Genomic DNA, 18,402 nt, shown 5'->3' with positions numbered 1-18,402 from the left:
CGTGAGCCAGCAGAGCGATCGCGAACGCGCGCTCTCCTGGCTCCGGCAGGTGTCGGGCGAACTCTCCACCGCGACGATCAAACGGCTTGAGGACACGCTGCCCTGGTACAGCGAGATGCCTCCGGGTCGTCGATCCGCCGTCGGCCTCGTCGCACAGGCCGGCATCACGTCGTTCATCGGCTGGCTCGAGGGCACGTCCTCGACCCCGTGGATCGCAGCGGCGGACGTCTTCGGGTCGGCGCCGCGTGAACTCCTCCGCTCGGTGAGCCTGCAGCAGACCCTGCAGCTCATCCGGGTGGTCGTCACCGTCGTCGAGGAACGCGCCAAGGACGACGAGATGCTGCAGGAGGCGATCCTCAAGTACTCGCGGGACATCGCCTTCGCGGCCGCCGACGTCTACGCCCGCGCTGCCGAGGCCCGCGGGCTCTGGGACGCCCGCCTCGAGGCGCTGGTCGTCGACTCGATCCTGTCGGGCGAGTACGACGACGAACTCCCGTCCCGGATCGCGGCGCTCGGATGGCACGGCCACGGTGAGGTCGCGGTGCTCGTCGGCACCGCACCGAAGCAGCTCGAGGTCGACCAGATCCGCCGGACGGCCCGCCACATGGACGCCGACGTCCTGATCGGCGTCCAGGGCTCACGGCTGGTGGTCGTCATCGGCAGGGCCACGCCGCGCGACGACGTCCCCGAGGGCGAGGACCCGGTGTCGTTCACCGCGATCGCCCAGGCCCTCGAACCATCGTTCGGGGAGGGCCACCTCGTGCTCGGCAACGAGGTCCCCGGCGTGGTCGACGCGTCGACGAGCGCCAAGGCCGCCCTGGCCGGGTTCGCCGTGGCACGAGCATGGCGTGGGGCTCCGCGTCCGGCGCTCGCGGACGACCTGCTGCCCGAGCGCGCCCTCGCCGGCGATCCGTTGGCACGGTCCGCGCTCGTGCAGCGCATCTACGTCCCGCTCAAGGACCAGTCGACCGAGCTGCTGCAGACGCTCTGGTGCTACCTCGACACCGGGCGATCCCTCGAGGCGACCGCTCGCGAGCTCTTCGTGCACCCGAACACGGTCCGGTACCGACTGCGTCGTGTCGCGGACATCATCGGGTGGGACGCCACGCACGCCCGTGACGCCCTGATCGTGCAGTCGGCGCTCATCCTCGGCGCGATGTCGGAATCGGCGTCCGGCCGACGCCGTCTGCCCCAGCGCCGGTGAGCTGCGAGCAAGTCGACACCGGAAGCGGGACGCGGACCGGCGTCGCAGCGCACGGTGTAGGGCTTCACACAATGTCGCGCGGGGATTCGTGTGGGAAGCCCACACGAATCCCGCGTGCCGTCCCCGGCAGGATTGTCCGGTGATCGTCGTCGTAGCGCCCGGACAGGGCTCCCAGACCCCAGGCTTCCTCGCCCCCTGGCTCGAGGACCCCGCAGTCCGTGACCGTGTCGGAGCCTGGTCGGACGCCGTCGGCGTCGACCTCGTGGCGCACGGCACCGTCTCCGACGCCGAGACGATCAAGGACACCGCGCTCGCGCAGCCGCTCATCGTGGCCGCCGGGCTCATCACCGCCGACGCCCTGCTCGCCGATGGTCGTCGCGACCTGGTCGGCGGCGTCGCCGGACACTCCGTCGGAGAGTTCACCGCCGCCGCGGTCGCCGGCGTCCTCGACCCGACCGACGCCCTGACGCTCGTCGCCGAACGCGGCCGCGCGATGGCCGACGCCGCTGCGCTCGAGCCGACATCGATGGCCGCGGTCCTCGGTGGCGACGCCGACGAGGTCGCCGCCGCGCTCGGCGCCCGCGGCCTCGTGCCCGCAAACCACAACGGCGGCGGCCAGACCGTCGTCGCCGGGGCTGCGGACGCGATCGCCGACCTCGCCGCGGACCCGCCGGCCAAGGCACGGGTCGTCCCCCTCGCCGTCGCCGGTGCGTTCCACACGCGGTACATGGCCCCCGCCGTCGAGCGCGTCGCCCCCGTGGCCGCTGCCGCCACGGTGCACGACCCCACGCTCCCGATCTGGACGAACGCCGACGGCTCCCGGGTGGACGACGGCCGACGTTTCGTCGACCTGATGGTGCAGCAGATCGCGAGCCCCGTGCACTGGGACGCCGTGATGGAGTCGTTCTCCACCGCCGGCGTCACCGGCATCATCGAACTGGCCCCGGCCGGTGCCCTCGTCGGCCTCGCCAAGCGCGGCCTCCGCGGCACGCCGACCGTGGCGATCAAGACCCCCGACGACCTGCCCGCAGCCATCGAGCTCCTGCAGGCCGCGAAGACGGAAGCAGAGGCGACCGCGTGACGGACGCGACCGACAGCACCAACCCGACCCGCGCCTCCAGGCCGATGCTGCAGCAGCGTCGCGGTCACGAGTTCACCCGCATCCTCGCGTACGGTGCCGCCCGCGGCGAGAACGTCGTGCCGAACGACGACCTCGTCGGTCCGATCGACTCGTCCGACGAGTGGATCCGGCAGCGCACCGGCATCGTCACGCGCAAGCGTGCCGGAGCCGACACCGAGGCCGTGGACCTCGCAGAGGTCGCCGCGCGGGAAGCCATCGCGAAGGCCGGCATCGAGCCGTCGCAGATCGGTGTCGTCCTGGTGAGCACCGTGACGCACACGGTCGCGACCCCGTCGATGGCGTCGCTGCTGGCCGAGCGGATCGGGGCGACCCCGGCTGCCGCGTACGACGTCAGCGCCGCCTGCGCCGGGTACGCCTACGGCATCGCGCAGGCCGACTCGTTCATCAAATCCGGCCTCGCCGACCACGTGCTGGTCATCGGTGCCGAGAAGCTCAGTGACGTCGTCGACCCGACCGACCGGTCGATCTCGTTCCTCCTGGGGGACGGCGCCGGCGCGGCCGTCGTCGGTCCGAGCGAGTTCCCGGGCATCGCCCCGACGATCTGGGGCTCGGACGGCTCGAAGTGGGACGCGATCGGCATGACCGCGACCTACAACGAGTGGGCAGCCGGCGCACCGCGGCCGACGATGCGGCAGGCCGGGCAGACCGTGTTCCGCTGGGCCGTCTGGGAGATGGTCAAGGTCGCCCGTGAAGCGATCGAGGCCGCGGGCGTCCGCCCCGAGGACCTCGCCGCGTTCGTGCCGCACCAGGCGAACATCCGCATCATCGACGAGTTCGCGAAGCAGCTCGGTCTGCCCGACACGGTGGCGATCGCACGCGACATCACGACCACCGGCAACACGTCCGCCGCGAGCATCCCACTCGCGACCCACCGGCTGCTCGAGGAACACCCCGAGCTGTCCGGCGGTCTGGCGCTGCAGATCGGCTTCGGAGCCGGTCTCGTCTTCGGCGCCCAGGTCGTCGTCCTCCCCTAGTCCCCCGGCGGTCGCGCTCCGGCACGACCGCCCCACCGGGGTCGCCCCGCGATCCCCCGCCAGCCTCCGGGCACCCGCACCACGAGTGCCCTAGGCTGGTCCACGGTCAAACGACACCCCCTCAAGGAGAATCCCCATGGCCCTGTCCAACGAAGAAGTCCTCGCCGGCCTGGCCGAGCTGATCAACGACGAGACCGGCATCGCGACCGACACCGTCGCCGCCGACAAGTCGTTCACCGACGACCTCGACATCGACTCGATCTCGATGATGACCATCGTCGTGAACGCCGAGGAGAAGTTCGACGTGAAGATCCCGGACGAAGAGGTCAAGAACCTCAAGACCGTGGGCGACGCCGTCGACTACATCGTCAAGGCGCAGGCCTGACGCGAGCTTCCTGAGCGCCGCGGCCCCGGTGGAACAGCCGCGGGCCGCGGCGCTCGACTCGTCCACCCCCGGACCGGCCCACCCCGGTCCCACCCGGCCCGGCGTTCGTCGGTCCGCCCCGGCTCCGTCCGGCTCCGCCACGAGCGACCGGACGTCCTCACGAAAGAACACGTCGTTCCATGACCAACAAGACCGTCGTCGTCACCGGGATCGGTGCGATCACACCCCTCGCCGCGACCGCCCCGGAGACGTGGGAGGCGCTGCTCGCCGGCAAGTCCGGCATCACCCGCATCGAGGATCCGCGCTACGCCGAGCTCGAGCTTCCCGTCGAGTTCGCCGGTCAGGCGCGCCGCTTCGTCACCGACCAGCTCACCCGGCCGGAGACCAAGCGCTTCGACCCGTCCTCGCAGCTCTCGCTCATCGCCGCCCGTGAGGCCTGGGCCGATGCCGGCATCGACGCCGAGTCCGTCGTCCCCGAGCGCCTCATCGTCGACTGGGCGACCGGCATCGGCGGCGTCAACACGCTGCTCGACGCCTGGGACACCCTGCGTGAGAAGGGCCCGCGCCGCGTCATGCCGATGACGGTGCCGATGCTGATGGCCAACGGTCCGGCCGCCGCGATCGAGATGGAGTTCGGCGCCCGTGGCGGTGCTCGCACGTACCTCTCCGCCTGCGCCTCCTCCACCGAGTCGCTGGCCGAGGCGTACCGCCACGTCGCGACCGGCGAGGCGGACATCGTCATCGCCGGTGGCGCCGAGGCCGCGCTGCACCCGCTGCCGCTCGCCGCGTTCGCCGCGATGCAGGCACTGTCGCGTCGCAACGACTCCCCCGAGACCGCCTCGCGTCCGTACGACGTCACGCGTGACGGCTTCGTGCTCGGTGACGGCGCGGCGGCGCTCATCCTCGAGACCAAGGAGCACGCCGAGGCACGCGGCGCGACGATCTACGCCGAGGTCGCCGGTGCCGGCATCACCTCGGACGCGTTCCACATCACCGCCCCGGACCCCGAGGGCAGCGCCGCTGCGCGTGCGGTCCTCCAGGCGCTGGAGCACGCGGGCGCCTCCCGCGAGGACGTCGTCCACGTCAACGCGCACGCGACCTCCACGCCCGTGGGCGACGTGGCCGAGTACCACGCCATGCGCCGGGTCTTCGGTGACCACCTCGACGACGTCGTGGTCTCGGCCACGAAGGCGTCGACGGGTCACCTGCTCGGTGGTGCCGGCGCGATCGAGGCCGTCTTCACGGTCCTCGCACTGCACAACCGGGTCGCACCGCCGACGATCAACCTCACCGACCAGGACCCGGAGATCGTCATGGACGTCGCGCGCGAACCGCGTCAGCTCCCGGACGGCGACCTGCTCGCGGTGAGCAACTCGTTCGGCTTCGGCGGGCACAACGCCGTGGTCGCGTTCCGCAACGCGTAGTCGCGCCGGTCGCGTCGCGTTCGCGCCCGTTTCGGCCTGGAGGCCCGCCCCGCGTCCTCGGGGCGGGCCTCCGCTGTTCGCGTGGCCGGTCTGCTGCCATACCGCCGGGCGGCCAGGTCGGGCCTGGGTAGCGCGAGCCCGCTCCCACGAAAGCGACAGGTTCCGCGCGTGCCGTCACAACCTTCTGTCGCTTTCGTCGACCGCGACCTGTCGCCATCGCGAAGGCGACAGATGAGCGCGAGCGCAGGCCAACGAAGTGTCGCTTTCGGCATCGGGCAAGCCGGCCGGACTCGGGCAGCGTCGTACGCGGCTCTCGGGTGCGCCGGGAACGACGAACGCCGCCGGGCACGAGGCCGGGCGGCGTTCGAGGAAGCGGAGGAAGCGCGGGAGACTGTCAGCCGACCCGGTGGAGCCAGACGACGGGGTTCCCCTCGGCAGCGTGGCGGAACGGCTCGAGTTCATCGTCCCACGCCTGTCCGAGGGCCAGTCGCAGTTCGCGGTGGAGTTCGAGCGCGTTGCTGCCGGCGACCTCCATGGCGTAGCGCACGCGGTCCTCGGGCACGACCATGTTGCCGGTGACGTCCGTCTGCGCGTAGAACACCCCGAGGTCGGGCGTGTGCATCCAGCGGCCACCGTCAGAGGTGCTCGTCGGCTCCTCGGTCACCTCGTACCGCAGGTGCTCCCAGCCGCGCAGGGCAGACGCGATCGCCGCACCGGTGCCGACCGTGCCGGTCCACGTGAACTCGGTCCGCCGAGCGCCGTCCTGCGCCGGCTGGTCGAGCCACGAGAAGTTCACGGCGCGGTTCATCGCGCGACCTGCCGCCCATTCGACGTGCGGGCAGAGCGCGCGGGGTGCGGAGTGCACGTAGAGCACCCCGGTCGTCGTTCCGTTCACGATTCCTCCGATTCGTCAGGTGCGACTTCCCCATCGACCTGAGCACTCGGAACCGTCCGCGGAACCATCGGTATGCGATTGTGATGTCCTGACGGACACGCCCATTATGCAGCGTCAGCGCTGGGAGCGCCAGGGCGCGGCCGGCATCAGTGCAGAACCGCGCCCGACGTGTCGACGGGATGGCGCTCCCCCGCGATGATCGGCGTCGGGATGCGGTTCTCGGCGGGCGGCACCGGGCAGGCGAACAGGTACGAGAAGGCGCACGGCGGCAGGACGGCCGTGTTCCAGTCGAGGACGACCTCGCCGGCCGCGCCCGGATCGTCGAGGTACAGGAAGCGGCCCATCGAGTACGTGCTCGACGGATCGTCCTCGGGCAGGGCACTCGTGGCGTCCTGCACGATGAGCTGCAACCGCGCCACGCCGCGGAACGCGGCCGACCGCACCGCCACCAGGCGCACGGCGACGTCGCCGACCGTGGTGTCGACGTGCCCGGCGACCGGGAGCGGGACGCCGGCGGCGTCGAGGACGCTGCCCGGTGCCTCCAGGACGTCACCCACCGGTTCGTACCTGCCGGAGGTGACCCATGCCGCATCGTGGTCGAAGCGAGCGATCCCGCCGAAGCGCGCGATCGCCTCCGCGGAGGGGTCCCACACGCGCAGCGTGCGGTCCGCGACCGTGCCCGCGAGGCGGTCCGGGAAGGACACCACCGACGGGACGACGGCCTGGTCACCCGCGACGAGGACCGTGCCGTCGACCGGGACACCGTCGACGACCACCCCGTCCTCGAGGTCTGCGGTGACGCTCAGGCCACCGGCAGCCGGAGCCCACCGGCCGGGAACGGGCCACACCGGCTGCTCGACGTCGACGAGCTGCGCGTTCACGAGGGCGAGCGGACCTCGGGGACCGCGCGCCCAGCGGTCCCGGTCAGCGACGTGCTGGGCGAGGTCCGTCACAGCTGCTGCTGCCGCGGGTAGATGACCTTCTGGACGATGATGATCACCGACGCGGCGATCGGCACCGCGACGAGGGCGCCGAGCACCCCGCCGATGGTGCCACCGGCGACGGCGGCGATGACCACGAGGGCGCCCGGCACCTGGACCGCGCGCGACATGATGCGCGGGGAGATGACGTACGCCTCGACCTGCATGTACACGAGGTAGTACACCGCCGCCGTCAGCGCCGTCGCCGGTGAGGCGAACAGGCACAGCAGCGAGATCACGACCGCTGCGGTGAGCGTGCCGACGAGCGGGATGAGCGAACCGAGGAAGGCGAAGGACGCGAGCAACACCGGCAGCGGGGCGCCGATGATGAGCAGGAAGACCAGGCTGAGGACGCCGTTGATCAGCGCCTGCGAGATCTGACCGACCACGTAGCGGCCGACCGCCTGGGTGATCTGCTCGCTGACGTCGACGAAGTTCTCGCGGCGGGAGGCGGGCACGAACCGGTAGGTCATCGACTTCAGGCCGCGCATCGACGCGAGGAAGTAGAGCATCAGGATGAGCACGATGAGGGCGCCCGTCAGCCCGGACAGGATGCCACCACCGACCGCGAGGATGCCGCCGCCGAGGTTGAGCAGGTTGCCCGGGTCCTCGGCGAAGGACTGCACGGACTGCAGCGCGTGCTCGACGTCGAATGCCCCGCTGAACTGCTTCGAGAGGTCCTGGAACCAGTCCTGCCGCGAGATGTCCTGGATGATCTCGGGGAAGTTCTGGATCAGGTTCGTCGCCTGCTGCACGAGGATCGGCACGACCGCGAAGATCACCCCGACGAACGCCGCCAGCACGGCGACCACCACCGCGAGGATGGCCGTCCAGCGCGGGATGAAGCGCTCGAGGAACGACACGAGGGGGTCGATCCCGAGCGCCAGGAACAGCGCGACCCCGATGTAGACGAGGACGGTGCTGAGCTCCCGGACCACCGCGCCGGCCGCGAGGGCGACGAGCACCCCGATCGCGCCCATGAACCCGATGCGGAACGCGTTGACGCGCACGCCGGTGCCGCCGCGGGTCACCTCGAAGGTGACGTTCGGGGTCGGCCCGAGCGGTTCGTGGTCGTGGGGCTTGCGCCGTGGAAGCTGCATGGGCGGCCTTGTCGTCTGTCGGGCGGGCCTTGTCTCGTGTGCTGCTCGAACCCGCGTCGGACCGTCCGCGGGCCGCGTCTCGCATCGCTGCTCGAACCCGCGTCGGGATCGTAGGGCGGGCGGGACTCGAACCCGCGGATCGTTCGGTTATGAGCCGACTGCCTTGACCAGCTTGGCTACCGCCCCTCGCCGGCGACCCGTCAGGCCACCGGCTCCCCACGATACAGCGCCTCGAACGTCGCGAGCGTGCGGTTGATGTCGTGTGGCTGGATCATCTCGAGGCTCCGCTGCCGCATCGCGACGTAGTCCTCGTCCGACGCGGTGAGCACGGTCGTGAGCTTCTCGGCGAGGTCGTGTTCGTCGCCGGGGCGGAACAGGTACCCGTTGCCGTCGATCAGGTGCGGCAACGCCATCGAGTCGGCTGCGACGACCGGGAGGCCCGACGCCATGCCCTCGAGCGACGAGATGCTCTGGAGCTCGGCCGTCGACGGCATGGCGAAGACGGTCGCGTTGGTCAGCGCCGTGCGCTTGTCCTCGTCGGACACGAACCCCGCGAAGCGCACGTGGTCCTCGATGCCGAGCTCGCGGACGAGCGCGGTGAGCTTCGGGATCATCTCGCCGCCGCCGACGATGGTCAGGTGCGCGTGCAGCTCCGGTGGGAGCAGCGGCAGCGCCCGGACGAGGACGTCGAGGTTCTTCTCCGGCGCGACACGGCCCACGAACACGATCTCGTTGTTCACCGGACGCCCGTCCCGTGCCACGTACCGGGTGACGTCGAGTCCGCAGGAGATCGCGAGGACGCGCTGTCCGGCGATGGCCTTGCGCAGGTAGTCGGCCGCGAGGTTCGTCGGCGTCGTGATCGCGTCGGCGATGCGGTACGTCTTCGCCGCGTCGCGCCAGGCGATGCGGATCGCGGTCGGGATGATCCACTTGCTCAGCGGGACGTAGTCGAGCAGGTTCTCCGGCATGAAGTGGTTCGTCGCGACGACGCGGATGCCGCGGTCGTGCGCTTCGCGGGCGACTCCGCGGCCGACGACGATGTGCGACTGGATGTGCACGACGTCGGGCCGGACCGCGTCGAGGATCGGCGCCATCAGCTTCCGGACGCTCCACGGCCAGACGAACCGGAGCCACGCGTGCGTCGGCCACTTGTAGGACTTCAGGCGGTGCACGACGAGCTGGACACCGCGGTGCTCCTCCTCGAAGGTGCCGTGGTGGCTGGAGGACGCGGGCGCGACGACGTGGACCTCGTGGCCACGCTCGGCGAGCCCGACGGCGAGCTGTTCGGCGAAGGTCGCAGCGCCGTTGACGTCGGGCGGGAAGGTGTCCGCCGCGATGAGGACCCGCAGCGGCCGGCGTCCGCCCGTCGCATCCGTCGACTCGGCGGTGGCGGTGGTGGCATCTGCTGACACGGCGGGCAAGGTCCTCTCGTGGGCGGTGTCCTGGTCGGTGTGGAACGCTACCGTACGCGCTTCCGGCCCGGCGTCCGCCTCGCGGTGGATCGTCGGCCGCACAGGTCACCGATCCGGGCCGCGCCCGTCGGCGGCGCGCACGCCAGGACCGGGTCCGTCAGGACCGGGTCTGCGGGTGGTGCTTCGCGAGGAGGAACACCCCGGTGATCGCGATGGCCGCGGCGACGACGAACCCGAGCACGGCACCGACGGGGGCACCGGTGGCCTCGTCGAGGACGATCACACCGATGCCGACGGCGACGATCGGGTCGATGACGGTGAGCCCCGCGATGACGAGGTCGGCCGAGCCGCTCGAGTAGGCGTTCTGCACGAAGTACCCGCCGAGCGACGCCGCGACCACGACGCCCAGGATCGCGACGACCGTCAGCCAGTCGAAGGTGCCGTTGAGCAGGCGGTTCAGCACGACCTTGGCCAGGGTCGCCACGAAGCCGTAGAGCACTCCGGCCCCGACGATGTAGTACAGCGCGTTGCGGTGCTGCGCCACGAACCGGAAGGACACGAGCACGAGCGCCAGCACGACGGCGAGGATGACGAGCACCGTGATGAGCTGCGGGCGCGTGATGGCGCTCTCACGCCCGACGAAGGCCGCGATGGCGACGAAGATGCCGACGCCGATGATGCAGGTCCACACCGCCCGTCGAGCTCGGCGCCCGAGCGGGATGCCGCTGGCGCGCGAGGAGAACCACGTGGTGATGACGAGCGCGACGGCACCGAGCGGCTGCACGACGATGAGCGGTGCGTTCGCGATGCTGAACAGCTGCAGCACCACGGCGAGCCCGAGCATGAGCGTGCCGAGGACCCAGTAGCCGCTCGACACCAGCGCCAGGACGTGCCGGATGCTCAGCCCCTTCGACTGCCGTCCGAGCCGGGCCTCGACCCGCTGGACGCCGCGGCTCTGGAACTGGGCGCCGAGGGACAGGAAGACCGCACCGAGCAGCGCGACGGGGATCATGAGCGCCTGGAACGGCGTCAGGTTGACCGCGTCGGGGAGATGCAGGTCCGTCGTCACGCGTCGAGGCTACCGGTCCTCGCCGGATAACCTGGGTGAATGGCCGTCCTCCCGATCCGCATCACCGGTGAACCCGTCCTCCACGAGCGCGCGGCGGAGGTGACCGAGTTCGACGACGACCTCCGCGAGCTCGTCGCGGACATGTTCGAGACGATGGACCTGGCCCCCGGTGTCGGACTCGCCGGGCCGCAGGTGGGTGTCGGGAAGCGGCTCTTCGTCTACTCATGGACCGATGATGACGAGGTCCAGCACCGCGGCGCAGCGATCAACCCCGTCCTGTGGATCACTCCCCCGGTCCCCGAGGCTGTGGAGGAACTCGACGAGGACGACGAGTCCGAGGGCTGCCTCTCGATCCCGGGCGAGCGCTTCCCGCTCCGGCGCTCCGAGGGGGCGCTCCTCCGCGCGTTCGACGAGCACGGTGCGCCGTTCGAGGTCGAGGCCCACGGCTGGCTCGCCCGCGTCTTCCAGCACGAGTACGACCACCTCGACGGCTACCTCTACGCGGACCGCCTCGGGCACCCCTACGGCAAGCAGGTCACGAAGGCGATCCGGAAGAACAGCTGGGGCGGCCCGGGCAAGTCCTGGCTGCCCGGCCGCGACCACCCGGAGGGCTGAGCAGCCCGCAGCCTGGCGCGCGGCTGCTCTGCACGCTGGCGGCCCGGCCTGGAGGCACGGATCACCCCCGGTACGACGTCAGCGCCTCGCGCAGGCGGTCCCGCTCGGGGTGTCCCGGACAGTACGCAAGCAGACCGGCAGCGCGCTTCGCGGCCGCCGCGGTGCGGACTCGCTCGACCCACGCGCCGGCGCCGCGCTCCGCGCACGACGCCGCGAGCTCGTCGAGCGTCGCGGTGCCGTCGGCAGCGCGGACCGCGTCGGCCTGCTGGTCGGACATCGCACTGCCGGTGGTCCGGGTGGCGGTGCACGACGCGCGACGGTCTTCCCACACGGCTGAGTAGGTCGTGTAGGTCTCGGTGGAGTCGCCCTTCCCCGTGCGGCACGTGAACGCAAACATGACCGGAGCGGTGCCCGCCACCGCGTCGCCGGCTGCCCGCGTGCTCGAGGGCTCCTCCGGGTCGGCCTCGGCGGAGGTGCACGCGCTCAGCAGCACGCTCGCCGTGACGACGAGCGCCACGGCGAGGGCGGGCCGGATCGAGTGCACCTGAGAACGCTAACAGGCTCCCCCTCGTGCGACCCGAGTCTCGACCTCACCTGTCCGAGAGTCGTACCGAGGCCGCCGAGTCTCGTGCGCCCACCGCCGAGTCTCGTGCGCCCACCGCCGAGTCTCGTGAGCCCACCACCGAGTCTCGTACGCCCGCCGCCGAGTCTCGTACGCCCGCCGCCGATCCTCGTGCGCCCGCCGCCGATCCTCGTGCGCCCGCCGCCGAGTCTCGCGCTGGCGGACACGTCTCGTGCTCACGAACACGAGAAGTGTCCGTCTCCACGAGTCTCGGGTACTCGGCTCGGCACGCCACGACACCGCGCCACCGCCACCGCCCCGTCACCGAGCCACCGGCCACCGGCCACCGGTCCACGGGCACGCAAAAGACCCCCACCGCGAACGGTGGGGGTCTGACGCTCCCCGAGTTGGACTCGAACCAACAACCTGCCGGTTAACAGCCGGCTGCTCTGCCAATTGAGCTATCGAGGATCAGTTGCTCTGCTGAACAACGGGTAACAGCATAGCAGTACGCGGACCCCGCTCACCGCATCGGGAGCACACCCCGGGCGTGGCGGGCCGCAGTGGCGGCGGACGACCGGCTCAGTACCCCGCGGCCGGGTCCACCACGCCGACGAAGCCCGTGCCGTCCCCGCCGAGGAACGCCGCCGTGTTCGCCCGGACGCGCTCGGCCAGGAGCGGCGCCACCATCTCCGGTGTGTCCGCCTGGTGCGGGGTGATGATCGCCCCGGGCTCGGTCCAGAGCGGGTGCCCGTCCGGCAGTGGCTCCGGGTCGGTCACGTCGAGCCCCGCGGCCGTGATCGATCCCTCACGCAGCGCGGTCACGAGCGCATCGGTGTCGACCAGGCCCCCGCGCGCGATGTTCACGAGCCGCGCCGAGGCCTTCATGATGCCGAACTGGTGCGCCCCGAACAGCTTCGCCGTCCCGGACGTCATCGCGGCGGCGATCATCACGACGTCGGCGTCGGGCAGGACCTCGTCGAGCTGGTCGGTCGACACCGTCCGGTCAGCGGACTCCACCGGCGTCGACGAGCGCCGCACGACGGTCACGTGCACGTCGAACGGCCGCAGCAGCCGGATGTACTCGAGCGCGATCCCTCCGGCGCCGATGACGACGACGTTCCGCCCGTACAGCGACACCCCCTCGGGCTCGGTCGCCCACGACGTCGCCCGCGCCCGCTTCTGGAGCACCCGCAGCGTGCCGAGGGTCAGGGCGAGGGCGTGCTCGGCCACCGGCTCCGCGTACGCACCCTTGGCAGAGGTGAACAGGACGCGGTCGCCGTGTGCCTCGATGAGCCCGGCGAACGCGTCGACGCCGGCGAACGGCAGCTGGACCCAGCCCACGTCGGGAGCCTCGTCGAGCGCGGACGCGAGCCCGTCCGGATCGCGCGGGTCGAGCCAGACGATCCCGCGCGTTCCCGGTCCCAGCGGTGCGACGGTCCCGCCGACCTCCACCACGGCGGACACGTGCAGGCCGGACTCCGCGGGCAGGATCGCGACCGGACCGGCCTGCGGCGGGGGGACGGGCAGCGGCGCGCCGGCGTCGGTGACCACCGCCCGGTGTCCGCGCGGCCCCGTCGGTGCCACGACTCGGTCGAACGTGGCGCTCACGCCTGCTCCTGCCGTTCGAGCCGAGCGACGGTCGCAGCCGGCACGGCGAGCGACGAGCCCCTGGCGGCCGGCGAACCCGCAGCGGCCGGCGTACCCGCAGCGGCCGACGAGCCAGCAGCCGCGGACGGCGCCGCAGCAGCTGACCCGGCCGAGCCGGGCCGCCGCGGCGCGGACGAACGACGGGGCGCGGCGGGCCCACCAGCAGCCCCGCCACCGGCCGGCCGACGCTTGACCGGCCGCGAAGCCGTGGCGGCGAGGGTCTTCACGTAGGGGTCGACCGGGTTGTCGAGCACCTCGTCGAAGGTGCCGAGCCCGACGAGCCGGCCGTCGGCCATCACCGCGACGCGGTCCGCGAGGGCCCGAGCCTCGCGGAGGTCGCTCGAGACCACGATCGCCGAGAACTGCCGCCCCTGCTGCAGGTTGGCGAGGGCTTCGAGCACCGACTGGCGCACGAGCACGTCGACGCCACGGGCGGGTTCGTCGGCGACGAGCAACTGCGGCTCGAGGATGAGGGCACGGGCCAGCGCGACCCGCTGCCGCTGTCCGCTCGAGAGCTCCCACGTGTTGAGACGCATCGACCCGAGCGGCAGGTGGACGGCGTCGAGCAGCCGGGCGACCATGAGCCCCGCTTCTTTGCGGTCGAAGCGGCGGTCGCGGACGTAGATCGGCTCCGCGACGGCCTCACCGACGGTGAGGTCGGGGCTCAGTCGGTCGGCGGCGTCCTGCGGAAGGTACCCGATCCGACCGCTCAGTCGGTCGAGCTTCCGCGACGACGCCCGGAGACCGCGGGTCTTCTGCCCGAGCACGGTCAGCTCGCCGCCGACGATCTGGCGTCGGTACGCCCCCTCGCCCTCACCGTGCGCACCGAGCTGACCGGCGATCGCCGCCGCCAGCGTCGACTTGCCCGAGCCGGACTCGCCGAGGACCGCGAGGATCTCGCCCTGTCGCAGCGACAGGCTGACGCCGTCGACCGCGCGGATCGGTTCCCCCGCTCGCCCGCTCCGGTACTCGATCGACACGTCGTCCGCGACGACCGCCGGGCCGTTCACCGCGATCATGGGTCCCCTTCCACGCCGCCCCCTGGCGGCGGTCCGCGCGGCGACGTGGGAGACGTCGCCGCGTGTGCACAGCAGTGGAGGTGACCGCCTGGAGGCGCGACTCGCGTCGTCGACGCGGGTCGCGCCTCCAGGCTGGCCCGGTCAGGTCAGGACCCGACGTTCTCCAGTCGCTCCAGCGTACGCCGTCGCTCGGCCTGTTCGGCTGGGTCGGGCACCGGGAGCGACGCCAGGAGACGCTGCGTGTAGGGGTGCTGCGGCGCGCCGAGCACCTGCGCGGTCGTCCCGGTCTCGACGAGGTCGCCGCGGTAGAGCACCGCGATCCGGTCGGAGAGCGCGCCGACCACGGCGAGGTCGTGACTGATGAAGAGCGACGCGAACCCGAGGTCCTGCTGGAGTTCCAGGAACAGTTCGAGCACGCGTGCCTGCACCGACACGTCGAGCGCACTGGTCGGCTCGTCGGCGATGAGCAGCTTCGGCCGGAGCGCGAGCGACCTGGCGAGCGACGCGCGCTGCCGCTGGCCGCCGGAGAGCTCGTGCGGGTAGCGGTCGCCGTAGGCCGCGGGGAGCTGGACGGCCTCGAGCAACTCGTCGACCCGCTTGCGCGCGGCCCGGGGACTCCGCACCTCGCCGTGCACGACGAGGGGTTCGGCGACGCACTCCGCGATCGTGAGCAGCGGGTTGAAGGACGTCGCCGGGTCCTGGAACACGAACCCGATGTCCTTGCGGTGCCGCTTGAAGTCACGCTCCCGGTACCCGAGCATCTCGGTTCCGAGGACGTTCAGCGAGCCACCCGTGACCCGGGTGAGCCCGGCGATCGCCCGGCCGATGGTGGTCTTGCCCGAGCCGGACTCCCCCACCAGGCCGAGGACCTCTCCGGGGCGGATCGCGAGGTCGACGCCCTTGACCGCCTTGAACGCGTGCGATCCGAGCCGGCCGGGGTACTCGATCTCGAGTCCCTTCGCCGACACGAGCGGCTCGACGTCCTCGGAGATCGCTGCACGGCGCGCCGTGCCCGTTGACGCCTCGAGTCGGGGCACCGCCGCGAGCAGTCGCTTCGTGTAGTCGGCCTGCGGGTTCGCGAAGAGTTCGCGGACCGGGGCCTCCTCGACGATCTCGCCCTGGTACATCACGGCGACGCGGTCGGCCAGGTCGGCGACCACGCCCATGTTGTGCGTGATGATGACGATCGCCGCGCCGAACTCGTCGCGGCAGCGCCGGAGGAGGTCGAGGATCTCCGCCTGCACGGTCACGTCGAGCGCGGTCGTCGGCTCGTCGGCGATGATGACGCTCGGCTCGAGGGCCAGCGCGCTCGCGATGACGACGCGCTGCTTCTGCCCGCCGGAGAACTGGTGCGGGTAGTGGTCGACGCGCGTCTCCGGGTCGGGGATGCCCACGCGACGCAGGTAGTCGATCGCCTTCGCCCGGGCCTCCTTCTTCGAGACACCACCGTGGGCGCGGAGGCCCTCGGCGATCTGCCACCCGACCGTGAAGACCGGGTTGAGCGCGGTGCTGGGTTCCTGGAAGACCATCGCGCCCGCGGTGCCGCGCAGCTCGCGGAGCTTCTGCGCACCGACGCTCACGACGTCGGTGCCGTCGAGGTACACCGCACCCCCGAGCGTCGCGGTCTCCGGCATGAGCCGGAGCATGCTCCGCGCCGTGACGGACTTGCCGGAACCGGACTCGCCCACCAGGGCGAGGACCTCGCCCGGCCGGACGTCGATGCTGACGCCCTTGACGGCGTCGACGGCACCGTTGTCGGTGGCGAAGGTGACGGTCAGGTCGTCGACGACGGCGACCGCCTCGGTCGTGGTGTCACCGGCCTGGAGGCGCTTGCTCGCCCCCGGCGCGTTCGTTGCGTCCGTCACGCGGCCGCTCCTTCCGTGCTGGCCGCCTGCTTGCGCGACACGAGCTGCCCCAGCCGGCGGCGGGCGCGCAGACGGGGGTCGGAGATGTCGTTGAGGCTCTCCCCGATGAAGGTCACGCCGAGCACGAGCACGACGATCGCGACACCCGGGAACACACCCGTCCACCAGACGCCCGACGCGACGTCGGACAGCGCGCGGCTGAGGTCGTAGCCCCACTCGGCGCCCGCGGTCGGGCCGATGCCGAACCCGAGGAAGCCGAGGCCCGCGAGTGTCAGGATCGCGTCGCTCGCGTTCAGGGTGAGGATGAGCGGCAGGCTCCGGGTGCTGTTCCGCAGCACGTGCCGGGTCATGATCCGCCAGGGGTTCGTGCCGACGACGCGGGCCGACTCGACGAACGCCTCGTTCTTGAGGCGGACGGCCTCGGCGCGGACGACGCGGAAGTACTGCGGCACGTAGACCACGGTGATCGAGATCGCCGCGGCGATGATCCCGCCTGCGTAACTGGAGTTGCCGCCCGAGACCACGATCGAGACGACGATCGCGAGGAGCAGGGACGGGAAGGCGTAGATCGCGTCGGCGACCACGACCAGGACGCGGTCGAGCCAGCCGCCGAGGTAGCCGGACACCATGCCGAGGATCACGCCGATCGTGATCGACACGATGACGGCCACGATGACCACGAGCACGGCCGTGCGGGCGCCGTAGACGACGCGGCTGAACACGTCGAAGCCGCCGACCGTGGTGCCCCAGATGTGCTCGGGGCTCGGGGCCGCCGTCCGCGGGAAGCCCTGGCCGTCGGCGCCCTGGAGCTGGCCGAAGCCGTACGGGGCGATGAGCGGTGCGGCGATCGCGACGATCAGGTAGAGGGCGCAGATGACCACGCCGGTGATGAGCATGGCGCGCTGCCAGCCGGTGCTCCTGCGGAGCTGGACGACCACGGGCAGCCGCTTCCACAGCGGCTCGTGGCGATCGACGAGGGCGGTGTCGGCCATCGCTAGAACCTCACTCTCGGGTCGATGAGCGCAGCGACGACGTCGACGACGAAGTTCGTCACCGCGACGATCACCGCGAGCATCGCGACGATGCCCTGCACCGCGACGAAGTCGCGGGCCGACAGGTACTGGTTGAGCTCGAAGCCGAGCCCGCGCCACCCGAAGGTGGTCTCGGTCAGGACGGAACCACCGAGCAGCATCGCGATCTGGAGACCCATGACCGTGATGATCGGCACGAGGGCGGGACGGAAGGCGTGCGTCCGGACGAGCCGGGCCTCCCGGACGCCGCGTGAGCGGGCCGCGTCGACGTACTCGGAACCGAGCGAGCCGATCATGTTCGCGCGCACCAGGCGCAGGAAGATGCCGGCGGTCAGCAGGCCGAGCGTCAGCGCGGGCAGGACCGCGTGCGCCAGCACGTCGCCGATGATCTGGGCGTTGCCGGTGCGGAGCGCGTCGATGATGTAGATGCCCGTCGCGCCGGGGATGTTGTCGAGGACCAGGGACACCCGGGTCGACGCGCGGTCGCCGAGCGGCAGCCACCCGAGCCACACCGAGAACACGAGCTTGAGGAGCAGGCCGCCGAAGAACACCGGCGTCGCGTACGTCAGGATCGCGAGGGCGCGGAAGAGCACGTCCGGCCACTTGTCGCGCACGTACGCGGCGAGCATGCCGAGCGGGATGCCGAGCACGAGCGCGACGATGAGCGCGTAGAACACGAGCTCGGCCGTGGCACCGCCGTACTGCAGGATGATCTCGGTGATCGGGCGGTGGTCCGTCGTCGTCTCGCCGAAGTCCAGCCGGACGATGTTGCCGAGGTACTCGAGGTACTGCACGAGCACCGGTCGGTCGTAGCCCGCGGCGTGCAGGCGTTCCTGCAGCTGGTCAGGGGTGAGTCGACCACCGACGGAGGCGGTGATCGGGTTCCCGATGACGCGCATCAGGAAGAACACGAGCGTCACGAGGATGAAGACGGTCGGGAAGATCAGGAGGAACCGGACGAGGACGTACCGGCCGAGTCCGCCGCCCTGTCCCGTGGCACGTCGCTGTGCCGGGGGCTTGGTGGGGTCGGTGGCCAGGTCCGCGCTCGCTCCGGGTCCGACCTCGGGAGTGCTGAG

The 18,402-nt window shown here is 71.6% G+C and carries 17 protein-coding genes and 2 tRNA genes; 6 read left to right on the top strand and 13 right to left on the bottom strand.

The window, feature by feature from the left end:
* Window position 1 precedes the first annotated feature (1 nt).
* From ABC270_RS09310 to fabF, 5 genes are all read left to right on the top strand, one after another.
* Window positions 2-1,204, top strand: a complete 1,203-nt coding sequence (locus ABC270_RS09310; RefSeq protein WP_412880522.1) for a PucR family transcriptional regulator — start codon at window positions 2-4, stop codon at window positions 1,202-1,204.
* A 139-nt stretch (window positions 1,205-1,343) separates the two neighbouring features.
* On the top strand, window positions 1,344-2,285 hold the full coding sequence (locus tag ABC270_RS09305; protein ID WP_412880521.1) for an ACP S-malonyltransferase: 942 nt from the start codon (window positions 1,344-1,346) through the stop codon (window positions 2,283-2,285).
* A 44-nt stretch (window positions 2,286-2,329) separates the two neighbouring features.
* On the top strand, window positions 2,330-3,319 hold the full coding sequence (locus ABC270_RS09300; RefSeq protein ID WP_412882068.1) for a beta-ketoacyl-ACP synthase III: 990 nt from the start codon (window positions 2,330-2,332) through the stop codon (window positions 3,317-3,319).
* 136 nt (window positions 3,320-3,455) lie between these two features.
* Window positions 3,456-3,704 carry an acyl carrier protein gene (locus tag ABC270_RS09295; protein ID WP_022903951.1) on the top strand — a complete coding sequence of 83 codons (249 nt, stop codon included), beginning with the start codon at window positions 3,456-3,458 and terminating at the stop codon, window positions 3,702-3,704.
* 179 nt (window positions 3,705-3,883) lie between these two features.
* Window positions 3,884-5,128 carry a beta-ketoacyl-ACP synthase II gene (fabF, locus tag ABC270_RS09290; protein ID WP_412880520.1) on the top strand — a complete coding sequence of 415 codons (1,245 nt, stop codon included), beginning with the start codon at window positions 3,884-3,886 and terminating at the stop codon, window positions 5,126-5,128.
* 394 nt (window positions 5,129-5,522) lie between these two features.
* Here the strand turns inward: fabF and ABC270_RS09285 are convergent, their stop codons facing one another.
* From ABC270_RS09285 to ABC270_RS09260, 6 genes are all read right to left on the bottom strand, one after another.
* On the bottom strand, window positions 5,523-6,002 hold the full coding sequence (locus ABC270_RS09285; protein WP_412882067.1) for a DUF3145 domain-containing protein: 480 nt from the start codon (window positions 6,000-6,002) through the stop codon (window positions 5,523-5,525).
* 167 nt (window positions 6,003-6,169) lie between these two features.
* Entirely contained in the window at window positions 6,170-6,976 is an 807-nt protein-coding gene (locus ABC270_RS09280; RefSeq protein WP_412880519.1) for a DUF1684 domain-containing protein, read from the bottom strand.
* Window positions 6,973-8,103 (bottom strand): AI-2E family transporter, encoded by a 1,131-nt coding sequence (locus ABC270_RS09275; protein WP_412880518.1) that lies wholly within the window; start codon window positions 8,101-8,103, stop codon window positions 6,973-6,975. The genes ABC270_RS09280 and ABC270_RS09275 overlap by 4 nt, the downstream gene beginning before the upstream one ends.
* A gap of 111 nt (window positions 8,104-8,214) precedes the next feature.
* Window positions 8,215-8,289, bottom strand: a tRNA-Ile gene (locus ABC270_RS09270).
* A gap of 14 nt (window positions 8,290-8,303) precedes the next feature.
* Window positions 8,304-9,515, bottom strand: a complete 1,212-nt coding sequence (locus ABC270_RS09265) for a glycosyltransferase (protein WP_412880517.1) — start codon at window positions 9,513-9,515, stop codon at window positions 8,304-8,306.
* 157 nt (window positions 9,516-9,672) lie between these two features.
* Entirely contained in the window at window positions 9,673-10,584 is a 912-nt protein-coding gene (locus ABC270_RS09260) for a DMT family transporter (RefSeq protein ID WP_412880516.1), read from the bottom strand.
* 39 nt (window positions 10,585-10,623) lie between these two features.
* Between ABC270_RS09260 and def the strand changes: the two genes are divergently transcribed.
* On the top strand, window positions 10,624-11,199 hold the full coding sequence (def, locus tag ABC270_RS09255) for a peptide deformylase (RefSeq protein WP_412880515.1): 576 nt from the start codon (window positions 10,624-10,626) through the stop codon (window positions 11,197-11,199).
* Window positions 11,200-11,260: 61 nt separating this feature from the next.
* Here def and ABC270_RS09250 read toward each other — a convergent pair whose 3' ends face one another.
* The 7 genes from ABC270_RS09250 to ABC270_RS09220 form a co-directional block, all read right to left on the bottom strand.
* Window positions 11,261-11,743, bottom strand: coding sequence for a hypothetical protein (locus ABC270_RS09250; protein ID WP_412880514.1), 483 nt, complete (start codon window positions 11,741-11,743; stop codon window positions 11,261-11,263).
* Between the two features lie 416 nt (window positions 11,744-12,159).
* Window positions 12,160-12,232: transfer RNA gene (locus ABC270_RS09245), tRNA-Asn, on the bottom strand.
* 111 nt (window positions 12,233-12,343) lie between these two features.
* Entirely contained in the window at window positions 12,344-13,315 is a 972-nt protein-coding gene (locus tag ABC270_RS09240) for a D-isomer specific 2-hydroxyacid dehydrogenase family protein (protein ID WP_412882066.1), read from the bottom strand.
* Window positions 13,316-13,368: 53 nt separating this feature from the next.
* Window positions 13,369-14,430, bottom strand: coding sequence for an ATP-binding cassette domain-containing protein (locus ABC270_RS09235; protein ID WP_412880513.1), 1,062 nt, complete (start codon window positions 14,428-14,430; stop codon window positions 13,369-13,371).
* A 146-nt stretch (window positions 14,431-14,576) separates the two neighbouring features.
* Entirely contained in the window at window positions 14,577-16,208 is a 1,632-nt protein-coding gene (locus ABC270_RS09230; protein ID WP_412882065.1) for an ABC transporter ATP-binding protein, read from the bottom strand.
* Between the two features lie 83 nt (window positions 16,209-16,291).
* Window positions 16,292-17,287: an ABC transporter permease gene (locus ABC270_RS09225; protein WP_412880512.1), complete on the bottom strand. Its 996-nt coding sequence runs from the start codon at window positions 17,285-17,287 to the stop codon at window positions 16,292-16,294.
* A 2-nt stretch (window positions 17,288-17,289) separates the two neighbouring features.
* Complete coding sequence (locus tag ABC270_RS09220) at window positions 17,290-18,363, bottom strand: ABC transporter permease (RefSeq protein ID WP_412882064.1); 1,074 nt, start codon at window positions 18,361-18,363, stop codon at window positions 17,290-17,292.
* Between the last annotated feature and the right edge of the window lie 39 nt (window positions 18,364-18,402).

The organism is Curtobacterium phoenicis, from assembly GCF_047238015.1.
Taxonomy (GTDB): domain Bacteria; phylum Actinomycetota; class Actinomycetes; order Actinomycetales; family Microbacteriaceae; genus Curtobacterium.
The sequence above is the reverse complement of the archived record's forward strand: the minus strand, read 5'-3'. Positions and strand labels throughout refer to the sequence as shown.

Excerpts from the sequence above, each read along its gene's own strand:
- ABC270_RS09300 (WP_412882068.1), top strand. The coding sequence starts at position 2,330 with ATGCTGCAGCAGCGTCGCGGTCACGAGTTCACCCGCATCCTCGCGTAC.
- ABC270_RS09275 (WP_412880518.1), bottom strand. The coding sequence starts at position 8,103 with ATGCAGCTTCCACGGCGCAAGCCCCACGACCACGAACCGCTCGGGCCG.
- fabF (WP_412880520.1), top strand. The coding sequence starts at position 3,884 with ATGACCAACAAGACCGTCGTCGTCACCGGGATCGGTGCGATCACACCC.
- ABC270_RS09235 (WP_412880513.1), bottom strand. The coding sequence starts at position 14,430 with ATGATCGCGGTGAACGGCCCGGCGGTCGTCGCGGACGACGTGTCGATC.
- ABC270_RS09295 (WP_022903951.1), top strand. The coding sequence starts at position 3,456 with ATGGCCCTGTCCAACGAAGAAGTCCTCGCCGGCCTGGCCGAGCTGATC.
- def (WP_412880515.1), top strand. The coding sequence starts at position 10,624 with ATGGCCGTCCTCCCGATCCGCATCACCGGTGAACCCGTCCTCCACGAG.
- ABC270_RS09225 (WP_412880512.1), bottom strand. The coding sequence starts at position 17,287 with ATGGCCGACACCGCCCTCGTCGATCGCCACGAGCCGCTGTGGAAGCGG.